At 38.7% G+C, this 17,204-nt stretch carries 12 protein-coding genes; 4 read left to right on the plus strand and 8 right to left on the minus strand.

The features are described 5' to 3' along the window. Positions 1-25: 25 nt before the first annotated feature. From EV142_RS23310 to EV142_RS23330, 5 genes are all read right to left on the minus strand, one after another. Positions 26-1,132 (minus strand): IS3 family transposase, encoded by a 1,107-nt coding sequence (locus tag EV142_RS23310; RefSeq protein ID WP_132038281.1) that lies wholly within the window; start codon positions 1,130-1,132, stop codon positions 26-28. A 170-nt stretch (positions 1,133-1,302) separates the two neighbouring features. After that, on the minus strand, positions 1,303-2,589 hold the full coding sequence (gene mobB / locus EV142_RS23315) for a conjugal transfer protein MobB (protein WP_127340927.1): 1,287 nt from the start codon (positions 2,587-2,589) through the stop codon (positions 1,303-1,305). A gap of 8 nt (positions 2,590-2,597) precedes the next feature. Continuing rightward, positions 2,598-3,029, minus strand: coding sequence for a conjugal transfer protein MobA (gene mobA, locus EV142_RS23320; RefSeq protein ID WP_127340926.1), 432 nt, complete (start codon positions 3,027-3,029; stop codon positions 2,598-2,600). Positions 3,030-3,323: 294 nt separating this feature from the next. Continuing rightward, on the minus strand, positions 3,324-3,740 hold the full coding sequence (locus EV142_RS23325) for a DUF3408 domain-containing protein (protein ID WP_127340925.1): 417 nt from the start codon (positions 3,738-3,740) through the stop codon (positions 3,324-3,326). 11 nt (positions 3,741-3,751) lie between these two features. Beyond that, entirely contained in the window at positions 3,752-4,519 is a 768-nt protein-coding gene (locus EV142_RS23330) for a ParA family protein (protein ID WP_127340924.1), read from the minus strand. A gap of 1,497 nt (positions 4,520-6,016) precedes the next feature. Here EV142_RS23330 and EV142_RS23335 point away from each other — a divergent pair. Both EV142_RS23335 and EV142_RS23340 read left to right on the plus strand, forming a co-directional pair. Beyond that, entirely contained in the window at positions 6,017-7,537 is a 1,521-nt protein-coding gene (locus EV142_RS23335) for a DoxX family protein (RefSeq protein ID WP_127340923.1), read from the plus strand. A gap of 95 nt (positions 7,538-7,632) precedes the next feature. Continuing rightward, positions 7,633-7,902, plus strand: coding sequence for a DUF6520 family protein (locus EV142_RS23340; RefSeq protein ID WP_127340922.1), 270 nt, complete (start codon positions 7,633-7,635; stop codon positions 7,900-7,902). A gap of 52 nt (positions 7,903-7,954) precedes the next feature. Here EV142_RS23340 and EV142_RS23345 read toward each other — a convergent pair whose 3' ends face one another. Genes EV142_RS23345 through EV142_RS23355 form a run of 3 tightly spaced genes read right to left on the minus strand, consistent with a single transcriptional unit; the run spans position 7,955 to position 14,976 of the window. Beyond that, complete coding sequence (locus EV142_RS23345) at positions 7,955-10,519, minus strand: S9 family peptidase (protein WP_158286363.1); 2,565 nt, start codon at positions 10,517-10,519, stop codon at positions 7,955-7,957. Between the two features lie 31 nt (positions 10,520-10,550). Then, positions 10,551-11,930: a RagB/SusD family nutrient uptake outer membrane protein gene (locus tag EV142_RS23350; RefSeq protein WP_127340920.1), complete on the minus strand. Its 1,380-nt coding sequence runs from the start codon at positions 11,928-11,930 to the stop codon at positions 10,551-10,553. Between the two features lie 16 nt (positions 11,931-11,946). Further along, complete coding sequence (locus tag EV142_RS23355) at positions 11,947-14,976, minus strand: SusC/RagA family TonB-linked outer membrane protein (protein WP_127340919.1); 3,030 nt, start codon at positions 14,974-14,976, stop codon at positions 11,947-11,949. A 646-nt stretch (positions 14,977-15,622) separates the two neighbouring features. On the opposite strand from EV142_RS23355, the gene EV142_RS23360 reads away from it, so the two are divergent. Then, the gene (locus EV142_RS23360; RefSeq protein WP_127340918.1) at positions 15,623-15,874 is read left to right on the plus strand and encodes a helix-turn-helix domain-containing protein; all 252 of its coding nucleotides are present in this window, start codon (positions 15,623-15,625) and stop codon (positions 15,872-15,874) included. Positions 15,875-16,021: 147 nt separating this feature from the next. Further along, a complete protein-coding gene (locus EV142_RS23365) occupies positions 16,022-17,104 on the plus strand; it encodes a DUF4365 domain-containing protein (protein WP_132038282.1) in 1,083 nt (360 codons plus the stop codon). Positions 17,105-17,204 lie beyond the last annotated feature (100 nt).

Here is a 17,204-nt window from a genome sequence, read left to right on the forward strand (position 1 = left end):
AATAATTTTCAGCACAGCAGTTTTTTCACTGTTGATTTTGAATATATTCAAATATTTTTTCTTCTATTTGTTTTTTAGTTAGAAGCATATTTAAATCGACTATCTCAGATTTAAGGGAAGTAAAAAAGGTTTTAGGAATAGCATTATCTAAATGATTCCCTTGTCGGCTCATACTTCGTCTTATATCTTGATAAGAGTTTAATTTACGAGTAAACATCTTATTGGCGTATTGAGGTGATCTGTCAGAATGAAATATTAATCCCTTCTTTGTCTTTCGATTATGAACAGCCATTTCCCAAGCTGGAATAGAAGTTTCTTTTATTGTTAGTCCATCACTCAGACTCAATCCAATAATTTTTGTGTCAAATAAATCCATTATAATTGTTAGAAATAAAAGTCCAGTCGCTATTTCGATACTAGTTATACCCGAGACCCAAACCTGCGAAGGTTCTTCAACTTTAAATTGTCGATTTAGAACATTAGGAAAAACACAAGGATTATGAGGAATAAATAGTGAACCAGATTTGATTATACGTCTTCTGCCAAACTTACTTATAAAACCTAGTTTTCTCATGTAGAAGGTAACTTGAGCAGGTGATAATTTGAAACCGCGACTTTGCAATTCTGCTGAAATTTTTATATTACCATATCTCTCTTTATATTCATAAAATATAGAAGATATTTCTTCCTCAAGTAAAATTGTTTGACACTGTCTTGGAGAAAGTATTTTATCTCTCCATCTATAATATGTAAACTCCCTTATGCCTAAAACTTTACACATTTTCCAAAGTGGGTATGTATCTAAATTGTTTTCAATAAAGTGAAAAATCATTGGCTTTCCTTGAGGGATATATTTACTTGCACTCTTAAAAATTTCAATTTCAAGTTCTGTATCTTTAAGCTTTTGTTTAAGTGTTCTTTTAAGTTCAGAAAATCTTTTTTGTTCGGGGTTTCTAAAATGACCACCTCCACAAAAACTGTCTGGTCCATATTTTTTAAGTTCAGCTTGCCATCTATAGATATTCGTAGTCGCTATACCAAGTTCCTTTGCTACTTTAAAACGATTTGATTCAAGTGCTAGTTTGACTGCATTTATTCTGAAATCGCGGTCGTAAATTTTACGTATCTCCATTCCTTAAAGTTCAAATTCTGTTCTTATGTGAATTTAAGAAATATAATGGCGTGAGATATAAATAATAAAAGATAATAAATGTTGCATTTCGAAGGATTCTTAAATAAACTCTTTTAGGTTAATAAATGCTACAATTAAGGTACTGGTATCTCTCTGCTGTCATTTTAAATCTACAATTTTCTTCTTTTAACTTTTCGTTTCATCCGGTTAACAAATGCCTCTTCCTCATAATCTTCTCCGTGAGTCTCGGGTAATAATCCTCCAAATGCTTCAATAAGGTTGTTTTCCTGGAGGCTGTAAGACATATCTTCTTTGCCTAAAAAATCGAATAATTCGTGTGGTTGGTTAATCTCCCCGCTTACCGGTGCAGTGTTTTTTGAAGCAATTTCCTGTACAGGTCGCTCCGTTTTATTTCCGTTATTCCACCAGTCATTAAATACATTGGCCGAAAAGTTCTTGCCTAACTCGGAACCGTTCCATACGCAGCGCGATTCGTGATCGATAAAGGTCATGCCGTAGATACGTCCTTCACCATTTCGGAGCACAACAGTATTGATACCCCGTTCCATTAGCTGTTTCTTAAATTCTGTTTCGTTTTCAGTAGTCCGCATTGCCAGCTCAATTTTGTCTTTGACTGATGCCTTTGAAGGATTATCTTTTAGTTTTATCCTGTTTTGCCCGTAGTGGGATTGCAACTCTGCGTAGCCAGCTGTCTTGCCAAAGAGCGAAGCCTTGAAGGGATTACTGGCTTTGTCTCCCTGCTCGTTTAATGCAAAATATACAATTCCATGTTTGGGGATTCCGTTATATTCCCCTTTGACTTCTTCTGCCGTAACATTAAATAGAGAAAGCAGGGCATTATATGCCCCAAAACTTTGGAATTGATAGTCGTTGGGCAAGTGGCGCAGTACAGAAGCCATCTGGCTCTTTACATCGCCTGCTTTGTAATTTATTGGACTGAATGCATGGCTCTGTAAGCTCTGTTTGTGCTCGGTGGCCACTACTAAGCTATATTTTTTTTCCAATGCCCGGCAAACGTCCATCGAACGCCTTTTCTCAAATTTATCAGATATTTTCCTGCCTTCTTCATCCACACAGACCGATACAATATGGATATGGGCACGCTCAATATCAGTATGCTTGAATACCACAAATGGCTGTTCCCCGTAACCCATCTCCTGCATGTAGTCCTCTGCGATAGTCCTAAAATCATTATCGCTTACCTTATCTCTCGGGTCAGGGTTTAATGAAATATGAAGTACGGGCTTTTCAGTCCTGCGATTGGCTAATAAATATAATTCAAAAGAACGGGATAGCTGTGCTATAGAATAGGTGCCATCAGGTGCTTCAATTATCTTTTGGGTAGATAAAACCTGTCCGCTTTCCTTATCAACTTTAAGCTGGTTATAGGAAAGCGCACCAATTAAATTTTCACCCCTGTTAATTATTGCTACCATTTCTGATGCTATTTTTTAAGGTAGTTTGTTTCGAATTCCACTGTAAGCTGTATTATCTTTTGGGATAAAACAGCAAATTCTGCTGTCTGCTTTTCAAGCTTATAGAGGTACGCTGCAGCTTTCTTTTCGGAAAAATTGTGGTACAAGATCTTCACAACTTGATTATAATTTACCCCCACAGCTCTGAACTGTCCGAATAAGGCAGTAAGGCGCACGTAATATTCCATTGCTGCCTTGTCGACCTTTATTGTTGTGATACCTTTTTGGAAAATACAAGCTGTAATAAAGTGCGCCTTTACATTCATGCCGGACTGTTCAAATAAGGACAGGAAGCTGGCATTCTCTTCAGCGGTAAGGCTGATAGAATAGCGGTGGACAGCGGGATCATTTTTAGGATGCCTGCCACCTTTATGAGGACTGGTTTTGCTGTTGTTTTCCATAACTTTTAATACTGCTGGTATGGTACTGATTTATTCTTCTAAACAAGAAACAATAAAAAGAAAACGAAGGTAGCACGGGCGGTTTTGGCTAACCAAAAGCTTACGGCATAATGTCTTGTTCGTGCCTCACAATCCACCCTTGCGGGACTTATTCCGTTTCCTTTTGGCCTGCCCACAGCCCGTCCTTTTAAAGTGCTTTCTTTTTCTTTTTTTCGGTTTTTCTGTTTTCTTTTGAAAATATCTAGTTTTTAGACACACGATAGAATGATATATTAAGTCCGTAATTGCCTGCCATTACAAGATGGGCTTAAAACGTTCGTTAAAATAATTGGTTACATCATCCCCGAACTCCCTGAAGTGGTGTTCAAGGATGTTGTCAATGTAGGAATAGAGCGTTGTCTTTTCTTCTTTTGTCAATTGAACAATACGGAGCAGCCTTTCGTGATATTCGGGACGTATATAGACTACCTTTCCGCTTCTGCCTGAAGGAAACCGATTGACCAGAAATGTTTCCTCATAGTCCGCTTTCTTTGAAGAAACGCTTCGGGCTTTTTCCCTAGACTTGGTTTCCTGTGGCACTTGTAGCGCTGCTTCCTGCTGTATAGTATTGCCGAGCGGGGAAGCAGGCTTATCACCGCTGATTACGTTCATAAGGTAGTCCTCATCAACATTGGGCTTTTCAAAGTCATTGTTTTTATTATCTGAATCCATGATTTAATCTTTTATAGATGAACGGTTTTTAAAAATTCCTCGACAAACAAATCCATCCTGACGACTTTGAGCAACTGCGGTTCGGCTGGCAGTAAGCTTGACCTGAATATATAACTTCCCGTATCGTCCGTTTCCTTTCGGAAACGCTTGCTGTCCATTATCCTTGTTTCCATAACAGACAGTCCCAGTTCCTTGATGACACTTTGATAGGCATCATACAGGCCCGTTTTTTCCCTGCCGTCCACCTGATTCCAAAACAGCCGTATAACTTGTTCCTTGTTGCCGTCATCGGTCTGCGGAAGCCCAAGAAATGCCTTGGTAAAGCCCAGTGTGCTTTCCACGACCAAACGGTCGGCGGTAATGGGCGAGAAAATAAAATCCATTGCTTTTAATGTGGTCAATACTCCTTTGGTATTGGCTGTTCCTGGCAGGTCAAAGAAAATAACGTCCGGAACAACTGCCAACTCACTTACGTATTGCGAAGCACTCTGCAGAGCATTTTCAGCCTTGCACCTGATAATCGGATATGCCTTTTTGTTAATGGATTGATATTGTTTCATTGCCGCCTTCTTATGGTAGTCACTCTGCATGATGGTCTTCTTATCTCGTTCCCTCATATTGGTCAGGCTGTATTGCGGAAAGTCGCAGTCCATCACCAGTACATTAAATCCCAAACGGTAGTGAAGCACACTTGCCAGCAAAGTGGTCATCGTTGATTTTCCCACACCTCCTTTTTGGGTGGAGAAGCTGATTTTTAAAGTTTTCTTTGTTGTTTCCATTATTTAAAAATTTATTGTTGCTTTTTTTATCTGTTTTGCAGGAATGAATATTTGTGCGTCTGAATTTTCCCTTATCCCGATATTCCTGCATAGCCTTTTGGGCATTTTTATGTAGGGTCGTCTGCATTTATTTTTGCCTTGTAAAGGATATACTTTAGCAAGCGGAAAGCCTTACAAAAAGCAAAACGCTTTACTGTTTTTAAAACTTTGTACTTTTATTGCAGACTGTCTGTATATAGACCCATTTTATTTCCTTGTTGGACTGCCTTTTTTACTGCCTGCATTAAAACCATAAGGCAAATAAAGCGATTGATTGGTCTGCCTGTGGATGTATGGCACATATAGGCTTTCAAAGGCACTGTTTGGCGCAATAGTGGAGCACATTGTTTTGTGGGAGGGGGATTTATTCTATAAAGTATTTTTTTTGTTATCGGATTTAGACAAAAAGAATAGGACTATCAATTCAAAAAGGAAACAGCCCGAAGCTGTTTTTCCCTGCTAACTTTAATCCGCCTGAAAGGGCGGGTTTTCCTTTCGCCAGAAAGGAGCAAGTTGTGTTCTGAGCTGCTTGAAATACTTTCCGCAGCTCAAAACCACTTGCCCTTGCAGGGAGCAGAAAAAAACTCCAAAGTCGTTTTTTAAATTAGTTGTATCGGATGTTTTCAGAGTTAGCTTTCCTTTTTATAAGTTCACCTGATTTTTTTAGTATCAATATCATTTTAAACATCCTTTCAGGTTTACGACGTTTTTTTATACTCCATAATTCTAAGTTTTTTTTAGGTATTAAAGGAAAAAACTATTGCTTTTTGTCCATAAGGTCTGTATTTGCTAGCCTTTTTATGTGTTTTAGCTTTTTTAGTAGGCCTGTAAAATGGCTCGTTTTTTGCAAATTTTGGCTCGTTTTTCGTAACAATCCTTCCAGAATATTGTTTTAATTTAGCTTTACAAAACACTAAAGATGTGATTACTAGCTAATTTTAGCAGTATAAGCTGGGCTGAATTGGTATGTGCGAATCTCATATAAGCTATGATTCACAGAGAGGCTAAGAGAAAACATGAAAATGGAAGTCTCTTTTAAAAATACTATAGTCGATATAATCTGCTGGCTTTGTATTCTGCTATTTGAATAGGCTGATATAAGCAAAATATTAGAATTTGAATTTTGTTATTCAACTTTAAGTCACAAACGGCCTTTTCTCTCCCGTTTTGATATGAGATAATCCTGAATGGATAAGGGTTAATTATTTATTTTAAAGAATTTTACAATATAGTTATCAATTATAATAAAATTTAGCCAACGTTATAAGTAAAATGGATCGTTTTTTACATTTTTTGGATCGTTTTTGTCAACAATCCTTTGACAGCTATGTTTTAATTTAGCTGTATAAAATATTTACCCCGTGATTTTTACAAAAAAAAAGCTACATATGTGAGGGTGGTTTGGTATGCCCTCAAGTGAGATTATACTGGAATACTGTAAACGTTAAAAGCAATGACATGAAAACATCAATATCCTTTAAAAATACTATAGCCGACATAATCTGCCTGCTTTATATACTGCTTTTTGTTTACGCGGCAGTAAGCAAATTGCTCGACTTTGAGAACTTCCGTGTTCAATTGGGACAGTCACCTTTATTAAGTGCATTTGCCGGATACATTGCATGGATGGTTCCGATGCTTGAATTATTCATTGTATTGCTTATCCTTTCAAAAAGGTGGAGAATCATGGGGCTTTTTGGAGCGTTGTGCATGATGGTTATGTTTACCGCATACATTTTCATTATTTTAAATTACAGCCCATTTGTCCCTTGTTCCTGTGGAGGAATTTTGGAAAAAATGGGATGGGAGGAACATTTCATTTTTAATTTTGTTTTCATGATGCTGGCCGCAGCAGGTATCCTGATACTGCGCCGGGGTGTGCCAAAGGCACATTTTATTTCAAAACCTGCTGCACTGGCCAGTGCCTTTTCTATGACGATATTTTTCAGCATTGGTATTGTTGCCCTGCTGTTTATGTTATCAGAAGACATAATCCATCATCGTAATAATTTTGTGCGAAGATTTCCCAAGCACCCTACTAATAGCAAGAAAACGATCCTGCTTCCACAAGCAACATATTATATAGCCGGTTATGACAAAGGACAGATTTATTTAGGCAATCGGGCTGAACCGCTGGCCGTAACAATTTTTGATACCAGTCTGGTTCAAAAAAAGACAATTCGCATCGAACTTCCTAAATATAAATTTCCTTACACTGTGCCGCGCCTTGCCGTAAAATCACCTTATTTTTATTTTAGCGATGGAAGCGTACCCTGCATTTTTATTGGAGATACCACCAACTGGAAAGCGGAGCTTAAAATGTATCGAAAAGCTTATTTTTCCATATTGAAGCCGATCGATGATAAGACAGCAGTTATCCGAGCTATTGATTCTAAAACAAAAGCAAATACGCTAGGACTCTTTACTTTTAATAATGATGCATCATTACAGCTTAACGGCAGACTTCTGCTGAAGCAGGTAGACGGTATATTTGACACGGACGGATCATTGCTTTATAATTCCCAGCTTGACAAGGTAATCTATACCTACGCCTATCGAAATGAATTCCTGATGATTGATTCTCAGATAGGCAATCATACCTCAGGGCATACTATTGATACAACTACACGTGCACAGGTTTCTGTTGCGAGGATAGAATCGAAAAAAGTAACCACTCTGAGCAAACAGCCTAAATTGGTCAATAAACTGACCGCATCTTTTGGCAATTATCTTTTTGTAAATGCGGCTCTCATTGGAAAATACGAACCTGAAATTATGTGGAAGCAGGCTTCGATAATTGATGTATACGACCTGAGTGCAAACACCTATGCATTTAGTTTTTATGTATACAATATAGCGGGCAGGACAATGGATGAATTTGTTGTTTTAAACGACCGGATTGTTTCATTGAATGGAAGGAGTCTAACAATTGAAAAATTACAGACCAATTATTACAAGCCCTTTACCGCATCAAGATAATATCAGCATTTATGCTTTTGAAAATACACTGTACAGTCCAGGGGAAGGTCGAAAACCTGAAAAAGAGTAGACCATTAACATTAAATTTTAATATTATGAATACTAAAGTTTTAAGACCAGCGCTTTCATTTTCAGCAATCGCATTTGCTGTATTTGCAGCCTTCGCATTTTCAACGGCCCCTGAAAAAGGAAAGCTGATAGATGTTTGGGGGCATAACCCTTTAGAGGATTGTGATGTTACGACAGTAAAATGTAGCAACATACAAAACCCTAATGTTTGTAGAGTTACGGCGGGAGGACAACAATTGTTCGACATGAGCAGTCCGACTCAATGTAATGTCGAGTTATACAGAAAAATCAATTAACCTTAAAAAACAAAGCAGGAGATTGTCGGTCTCCTGCTTTGTTAATTATGATTTAAGGGATTCCATTGGTAAGTGTTTCCTTTTGTTCTTTCAGATAATAATCAAACCAGTTCTTGGTTTTTATTGTCAGGTCTTTTTGTAATTCAGGTGTAACAATTGTGTGCGCCTCATTGTCATAAAGAATAAAAACATTCCTTTTGCCAAGCCTTCGAAGTGCCATATGAAATTCGGCAGATTGTGTCCAGAAAATAGTGGGGTCTTTTTTTCCTGCCCAGCTCAAAAGCGGTGTTGTACAATTTACAGCATTTGGCAAAGGCGCGTCTTGCTCATAAGCTTTCCAATTGTCAAAAGGTGAAAATGGCATACGTCCCTGCTGTGATTCAAACCGCCATGCATTTGAACGCGGTATACCTGCAGAATGCACAAAATAGCTGCTTATAGTGTTCATAAGTCCCGAACCGCATACAGCTGCTGCAAAATCATTGGTCTGGGTAATTATAAATGCCGTCTCGTAACCTCCAAAGGAATGGCCTATAATCCCAATATGATTTTCTTCAACAATTCCCATTCGTTTCACTATATCAACCGCATTTAGCACACAGTCCAGAGCTGACTTTCCGGGTTCGCCCATCTTATAATGAATATCCGGCAGCAATACCAGATAGCCATCCAGGAAATAATTGGACAGAGTGAAGCCCATCGGCCCATATTCTGTCGGTACACGGTAATTATTAATCTCTTGGGATTGTTTTTCATAAATATATACAACCATTGGATATTTTTTTCCTTCGATATACCCAGCAGGCTTATATAGAATACCTTTTAGATTATTGCCGTTTTTATCTTTGTATGAGATCATCTCAGCCGTTCCCCAATTAAATTTACGGGTATGGGAATTGGATTTGAAGAGCATCTTGTTTTTTTGCATTGAAACAGCTATTAACTTTGGTGCATCGGAAGCGGTTTGCTGTATGTAAATGAATTGCCCGGTATTCTTTGCTTTTATCAGCCTGCTGTTTCCACTGTTTCCGAACACCAATTTTACTAAAGTACCGTTAGAATTCCATTTATAATACCCGCTAGATCCATCTTCACCAATGGCCTGCAAAACCAAACCCATCGATAGGTCAAATTTTCTTATCAGAAATTCATCCTGGCTCGGCTTTTTTATAACGGGATAAAGGTCTAAACAAATTCGATAGGAAATCTTTTGCTTTCTTCCATCAGTAATTCTTCTGGTTTGTTTTGCATTATTATCAATCAAGTAGATATCATACCGGTCATAAGCTATGAAATATTTTTCATCTGATGACCAGCCTGGACTACCATATGGTGCAGGAACACCCGCATCGTTTTGAATACTATCAATCATGGAGACTGGCAGTCTTGCTGTGAGATTGAGATGCTGCATTTTCACAATGTCGTAAGCCCACCAATTCCCATTGCGGAAATAGTGTATAAAATTTCCTTTAGGAGAGCCACCCATCATTCCAACTGCTGTTGACTGCTTTTCTAAAATCAGTTGCTGTGTCCCGGTTTGGGTATCTTTCAGGTACATATCAGCAGGCGCGTAATACTCATATTGAGGTTCATACTTCAACAGATTATAACACAGCGCGTACTTTCGATTTGCAGTAAGGATTGCTTTCGGATTCTCGATTGTTCCGATCTTTAGAGTCCCACCACTTTCGGGCTTCCATGCAGCAATTTTTGGCAAGCGGGAAGCATCTCCAAACATTTTATTCTGCGTATATTCCAACGCTGTTGCAGAGTCCCAAATTTCATAAGGGACAGACTTTGATTCCAGCTCAGGACTAATATAATTGAAAAATACACTTTTTCCGTCATCTGAAAACCGAAGTGCAGAACTTCCACCATATGTAGTTATATTTTCCATAGCCAATATTTCCGTTTGCCTGCTATCAAGAATAGTATTTGTCCCTATTGCTGAATCGTGGTAAAATATCCTGTAATTTTTGGTAGTTTCCTGTTGGTCTTTAATCTCTTGAAGAAAAGCAAGAAATTCGCCATTGCTACTCCAAAATAGTTTTTTAAATCCCGCATCATCATCCTGTGCAATGGTCTTTTCAACAAATCCTACCTTTGGTTTTAGCAGGCGCACTTCATAACCAGTACTTATAGCCAAAATGCCGGAATTGTTGATACTGAACTCTCTGACGTTTTCAAAAATGTATTTTTTGAAAGTGGATAGCCCAATTATCGTCAAGTAGTCAGATACAGCATTCTTGTTGAGTATTGCCAGAAAATTTTCTTCTTTGCAGAATTCATGACGAATTGCGTCTTTGAAATATTGCGTATTACCATTGTTCAGATCATATAACGCCAAACCTTTTTCCGGATCTGAAAACGTCACCCATTTATCATCATTGCTGAAACCTACATCAGTACATTTGGGAAATACCAATCGCCTCGTAGATTTTATATTTTGTACAAACAATGTATCGACACCGTAATCGTAGTGCAGAACATAAGAAATCCATTTGCCATTTGGAGATATCGTCTCTGCTTGTATGGAACTCCATTTTGCATAATCGGCAGTCGTTACTTCTTGTTTTTGTCCATAGATTGGTACCGCCACAAGTAGCAGCAATGCCAAAAATACAGTCTTGAAGAAAAACGCCCGCATCTTAGTAACCTGGATTTTGAGGCAGCAGATTTCCATTCAACAGCAATTCCGATTGTGGCAGCGGAAGTATGATCTGTGTATCTTCCCACCCGGATTTTATTGGACTTAGTACTTCCGTCGCCTTTCCCGTACGCTTTAAATCGAACCAACGATGTCCCTGCTCTGTAAAAAACTCAAAACGTCGTTCTTTTGCGATTGCTTCCAATAATTCGGTTTCCGTACTTGCGGTAGTATTTGATAGACCGGCGCGGTTGCGTATTTTGTTTAAGTCTGCTTGGCAATCAGATATATTTGACAGATGTGCATTGGCTTCCGCACGAATCAGGTATTGTTCGGCCAACCGGAACAGAATAGTGTATTCTTCTGATGAGGCTGTGCCCAACGGCTTTTTATATTTGTATGATGAATACCAGGAGCCACTGCTGTTTGAAACGGTTCGTACCCATTGGGTACGGCGCAGATCACCAGATTCAAAACCGGTTACAAACGAAGCAGCCAGTGACGGCTTGGAAGGTGGTCCGCTTGAAAAGATAAACGTGCGCGCATCTTTAGTATTAAGCCCGGGTGTTCCCGGATGCAATGCCCATATTGTCGCTGTTGACTCGCGAAGAAATTCCTGTGAAGTATCATCGACCCATATGTAATTGGGATTATCAATTACAGCTGTTGCTTTCGCTGCTGCATTTGCCCAATCTTCACGGTACAAGTATATTCGTGCGAGAAACGCAGCGGCAACAGCCTTGTTTACACGGACTTTTTCCTGAGAAGGATATTCAACTGGCAACAGCGTTTCAGCTTGTGTCAAGTCGGCTATGATATTTTGCCATACTTGTTCATGCGGTGTTTTTGATGTAACCGAATTTGCGACGTAATCAGTCGTTGTGATGTAGGGCACATCACCAAAGATGTTTATTAGATAGAAATGAAGGTACCCTCGAATAAACAATGCTTCACCTGACAATCTTGCTTTTTCATTATCTGTTAAAGCCGTTGAATTCTGCAAACCTTCCAGCATCAGATTCGCAGCATAGATTTGGCTGTAGGTGCTGTTCCATAATCCTGTTATCAGGCTGTTTGAAGGTGTAATTGTATGGTTGTTGAACTGCATAATTTCGATGCTTGACCCTGTGTACTGCATTTCATCTGAATAGTTTGATAAAAGACTCGACAGACCGTTCAGCGTGCCTGCAACCATGCTGTCTTCACGCAGGCGCGCATAAATGTCGCCCATAGCCGCGTCGGCAGTATTGATACTTTCGAAAACGGCAGGAGTTGTGAGTTGTGATTGTGGCGTGCCTACCTCGGTAAAACTCTCGCAAGCCGAAAGGGTAAGTAACGCTGTCCAAATAATTGGCTGTATAATATTAAATCTTGTTTTCATTTGATATATAGTTAAGTTAAAAGCCTAGCTGAATGCCCAGTGTAAACTGGCGCAATGATGGAAGTGCCGAAGCAGACTGGTTTTCAGGGTCAGCTCCACGAAAATCAGTGAGGGTTAATAAGTTTTGCCCCTGTACATAAATCTTTCCTGTGAAGGTTTTTGACCATGTTGATGGTATTGCATACACAAGGGTCAGATTCTTGAGTCTCACGAAAGATGCATCACTGAATGCTGCATTACTATCAATCAGATTGTAATGTCCTTCGAGTAATGTGCCATTCTGACCCGTAGTATACTGTTGTGATACCGCATTGGTGCCGTCTTGCGGGAAGTGATTTCCCATATCTACAGGCTGATTTACAAATGAGCCGGGCAAGGCTGAAGTGTACAGATAATTCCTGCCGAGTTGTTTTACAAATTGGAACAAAAAATCGAGCGACCAATTTTTATATGTTAATTGGTTACTGAGGCCTCCATAGTATTCTGGTGAAGTATCAACGATTGCCTGACGATCGTCTTCATAGGTTATCTGTCCATCGCCGTTGAAATCCTGAAAAGTGTAGGCTCCTGTTTCGGGGTTGATACCTGCATAATTGAAGACCTTCTTGATAAATAGTGATTCACCAACTATGAGTTGGTTAGCATATGTAGAACCTTCAAGCCCTGGAAAAGAGACCAGTTTATTTTTTGGTACAGTAAGATTTACTGTAGTTGTCCATGAGAAATCCTTGCTTTTTACATTGGTGGTACGAAGTTCCACTTCGACACCGGTATTTTCCACGGTAGCATCAAAATTTGATTGGATAGAAGAAAATCCTGTTGTTCCGGGGAGCGGAACCCCGACCAATTGATTGGATGAGCGATTCCGGAACCAAGCTGCGGAAAGGAAAATATTATCCTTTAAGAATCCCAATTCCAACGCGAGTTCGAGTTTTTTATTTGTTTCCCAGCCGAAATCGGGATTGTAGAGGCGTGACGGTAAAAGTCCTACCACCCCATCATACAAATAAGGCGACACCTGATAGGTATCGAGATACTGGTAATCCCCGATCTGGTCATTGCCCGTAATGCCATAACTTCCACGCAACTTTCCAAAACTAAGTATGGAATTGTGCTGTTTGAAAATACCTTCATTAGTGAACAACCAAGCTGCACCTGCAGCACCAAAATTAGCGAAGCGGTTATCGGGTCCAAAACGGCTTGAGCCATCACGGCGACCTGTTAGGTTCACGATGTATTTTTTATGCCAGTTCATGTTGAGTCTCCCAAATAATGCATTGTAATTGTACTCAGTTACCTCATGGTTCAGCACTGTCACCGTAGTAGCCGCAGCCAAACTATTAATCAGCGCATCGCTTGCAAATCCAAATGCAGATTGTGCCAATTTTGTTGTTTTTTGGCTCTGGAATGTCGTACCGACCAAGAAATTTATCTCTATGTCATCCAATTCCTTACGATAGTTTAATTGTGGTTCGAAAATATATGATCTGCCAGTGCCACTAGCCACAAATAGGGATGATTCGTGCTCGTTTGTGTCAAAGGGACTATAAATACTTAGAGGGCTGGTTACGTTTTGGGTTATCCTAGTATCGTTATACCCAATACTAGCCTTAGCCTCAAGACCAGGAAGCACATTGTAAGACAACAGCACATTTGCAATAAGGTTTTGGTTTGCGGTAAGGTATCTTCCGTTGAGAAATGCCAATGGATTGTTGAATGTGCCGTTTTCCCAGTTGAGGCTGCCATCGCTGTTATAAAGCTCCGGAGCGTTTGGAGCAAGCGTATATGCTCGGGATGTCAAATCCCTTCCCGGTAAAGTGTTTTTATCTCCGGAGTAACTGGCCGAAAAATTAAGGGTGAACCGTTTATCGTCGGATTGGTGTGTAATGTTGCTGTTTACTGAACCCTTTCCGTAATGAAAATCACCAGGAAATACGGTTGTTTCTTTGCGATAGGTTCCACTCAATAGAAATTGCGTGTTAGCATTACCGCCTGAAACGGATGCCTGAAAATTCTGGATGTAAGATGTACCGCCAATTAATTCCTTCTGCCAATCGGTGTTGCGATTTGAATCCCAAGTGCCATTGATATCATAAGCATCTTCAGGATATTCCGTGATCCCATCATTTGCAAATGCTTCTGCGCGCATTGCCAAATATTGGCTTGTGTTCATCAGGTTCATTTTTTGAGCTACTTTTCCAACAGTAGTAAATGCATTGAAATTAAAACGTGTTTCTCCTGATTTGCCTTTTTTTGTTGTAATCAGTACCACGCCATTTGCCCCCCGCGAGCCATAAATTGCTGTTGCATCCGCATCTTTCAATACCTCAATACTTTCTATGTCTGATGGATTTAAATTGTTCAGCGGATTTGTCACACCGGAAATAGCGGATGCAGAAACCGTAGGATCTCCTAATGATTGTGATGAATATGGAACTCCGTTTACAATGTACAATGGATCATTGCCGTCTCCTCGGATACTGTTAATACCACGAATCTGGATATTAAAGCCACCGCCTGGCAATCCCGTATTTTGTGTAATGTTTACACCAGACATGCGTCCTTGCATTGCAGCTAATGGATTGTTTACGGGTTGCTTGTCGAGATCGGCTGATTTGATTTTTGCAATGCTTCCGGTGCGCTCCTTCTCCTTCACAGAATAATACCCAGCGTTTATCGTAACCTCCTTAAGCTGCGTACTGTCTTCTATCAATACTATATTTATTGAAGTTTGGCTTCCAACCTGAATTTCCCGTGGGGCATAGCCTATAAACGAAAAGACAAGGATATCGGTAGAATTAGCCGTAATTGAAAAATTACCTTTTTCATCTGTTACGGTGTTTGTGGTAGTTCCTTTTACAATGACTGTAACGCTGGAAAGTGGTCCAGTGGCATCGGTAACTGTACCTGTAATTTGATGTTGCGACTGCTTCGTGTAGCTCCCGAACGTTAGTTTGGCGGCATAAATCTGACTGGAAAGCAGTATTGCGAGAATAAATATGCAAAGACAGGAAGGTCTGCCCTTGTTAAATGAAAGATTTTTCATAAATTTAGAAAGGATTAAAATTGAACGAAAGTTTGATTTTCCCAGCCTTCTATGCTAGTTTCCACGCAAGTAATAGAAGGCTTTTTCTTGTTAATTAATTTATCATAGGCATAGGTTGGTTTTTGGTTACTTAAATAGTCAATAGCTGTTGAATGGTTTCGGATCTGCGCTCTTGCAGATATTTGTAAATGGCGAAGCTGATAGTATAATAACCTGAACCTTCCCCAACTCAAGTAAAAATTAAAGATTACACCATAAGCAACCGGTTAATGGTTAAACACAAGCGGTAACGACACTTTAAGATATCGTGAAGAAGCTTTGAGAAGTTGAGGTGTAGCCAAAAAAATAGGCGCGGAACTCAGCTTATTGCCTTCATGGTACTGGTATACCGGGAACAATAAGTGAGCCCACGCCATTTATGGCGTGAGCATTTGCACTTATCTTCTCGTTCCCATTTAAAAAGTACCAGTTTTTGAAGGCGAGATTCAAAGCGAATGCTTCAAATATTTTTAATGAAGTATCGCAAAAATACATTACAAATCGTAATGATTAAACAAATATACTAAATAAAATAAATATAGGGATATATCCCCATAAGTTTTATGTTAAATATTACCAATTTCACTTTTCAAAAAAAAAACATGCTATGGATAATACATTTAACGATTTTTTGAAAGATTTTGGTGAAAAAGTAAAAACAGAAAGGGAAGCTAAGAACTTAACTTTAAAGGATATGGAATTTCATACTGGTATTGACGATAGTGACTTTAATAAAATTGAGTTAGGAAAAACAAATATTACGTTTAGAACTTTCTTAAAAGTTGCTAAGGGACTTAAAGTTCAGCCAAAAAAATTAGTAGATTTTGATATTGACTTAAAAAATGAAAATCTAGAATAGACGCATAAGTATTCTATTCCACTCATTAGGAATATCTAACAGAATTTACCAAATCCTTTCCTATCTACTTGCCCTTTGTCATTGAACTATGTTTAAATATGAACAACTTGAGCAAATAATCAGATTCAGATATAAACCTATTAAATAATGACTAATCGTAATCCCAATATAAAGACTGAATTTCAAGGAGTAAGATTCGTTCAGGGTGTTGTTCAAGATAATCATTCCATTTTTCAAAATCTTTCACGAGAAAATGACCAAGGCAATGATTGTTATATAGAATTTGTACGTAATGGTCTTGCAACCAATTATGGGATATTTGTTCAAATAAAAAGTGGAGACAGCTATAAGGACAGCTTAGGCTATAAATTCACAGCAGATAAAGCCCATTTAGAGTACTGGAATCAGGGGTTAAATTTAACAGTAGGAATAGTTTTTGATCCGGAAATTAAAAAAGCCTTTTGGGTGGATGTTACATCTTATTTGACTTCTCGACCTGACATTTTTACGCAAAGTTATCATACTATTAGAGTTGATAAGGCAAACGAATTTTCCGAAGCAACTTTTCCTGCATTTATAGAGTATTGCTTCTCTTTTCGACAGCTATTTTCAAGCTATGAAAAATTTGGGCGTGCCTTAGAATGGTTTGCTAACATTGATAATTCAAGTATCTGTTACGAAGGAATGAAAGCCCTATATTCTTATCATCGTGAAAAGCCTGCAACTTGGTTCTATATCATCTCAAATTTTTCAAAAATTAAGGAAGAAGGTATAAGAAAGAATATTTTGGGTTTGCTAAGTAATTATGTAAACCGGGACATTTTTTGGCACTCAAATAATTTTCAATATTTGTCATCTCCAGATGTAAAAGAAAATCTCTCAAATCTTATGACGAAGTATTTCAGAAGAAATGAAATTGAAATTATATTGTCGTATCTTGAAGGTGGAATAGTTAGAGGAAGTTTCAATTATTTAATTTTCCTTGTCATCAATATGGTGGCAGATCTTCATGAAATCTTAAAGGAAATCGCTTTCAATGCCTCTATTGATGAGGACAAGCGTAATTTCTGTTTCTGGCTATATATGCACGTAGCAAAATTACACTCAATAAATGATACACTGAAAACGGCTGATGATTATTTGATCAAATTTCCTTTTGGACTGAAAGATGAAGCCCTCATGGGGATTAAAGAAAGTATTGAAAAAGGTGAGTTATGTCCGATTGGTTAACTTTTTGCAAATTCTGGCAAAAGTGAGCATCCCATTCCGGTAAAAGAGAGCAATTTGTTCCGGTTTAAAGTGACCACCCTATTCTTGTAAAAGAGATCAG

The sequence above is a fragment of the Flavobacterium circumlabens genome (assembly GCF_004345565.1).
Classification (GTDB): domain Bacteria; phylum Bacteroidota; class Bacteroidia; order Flavobacteriales; family Flavobacteriaceae; genus Flavobacterium; species Flavobacterium circumlabens.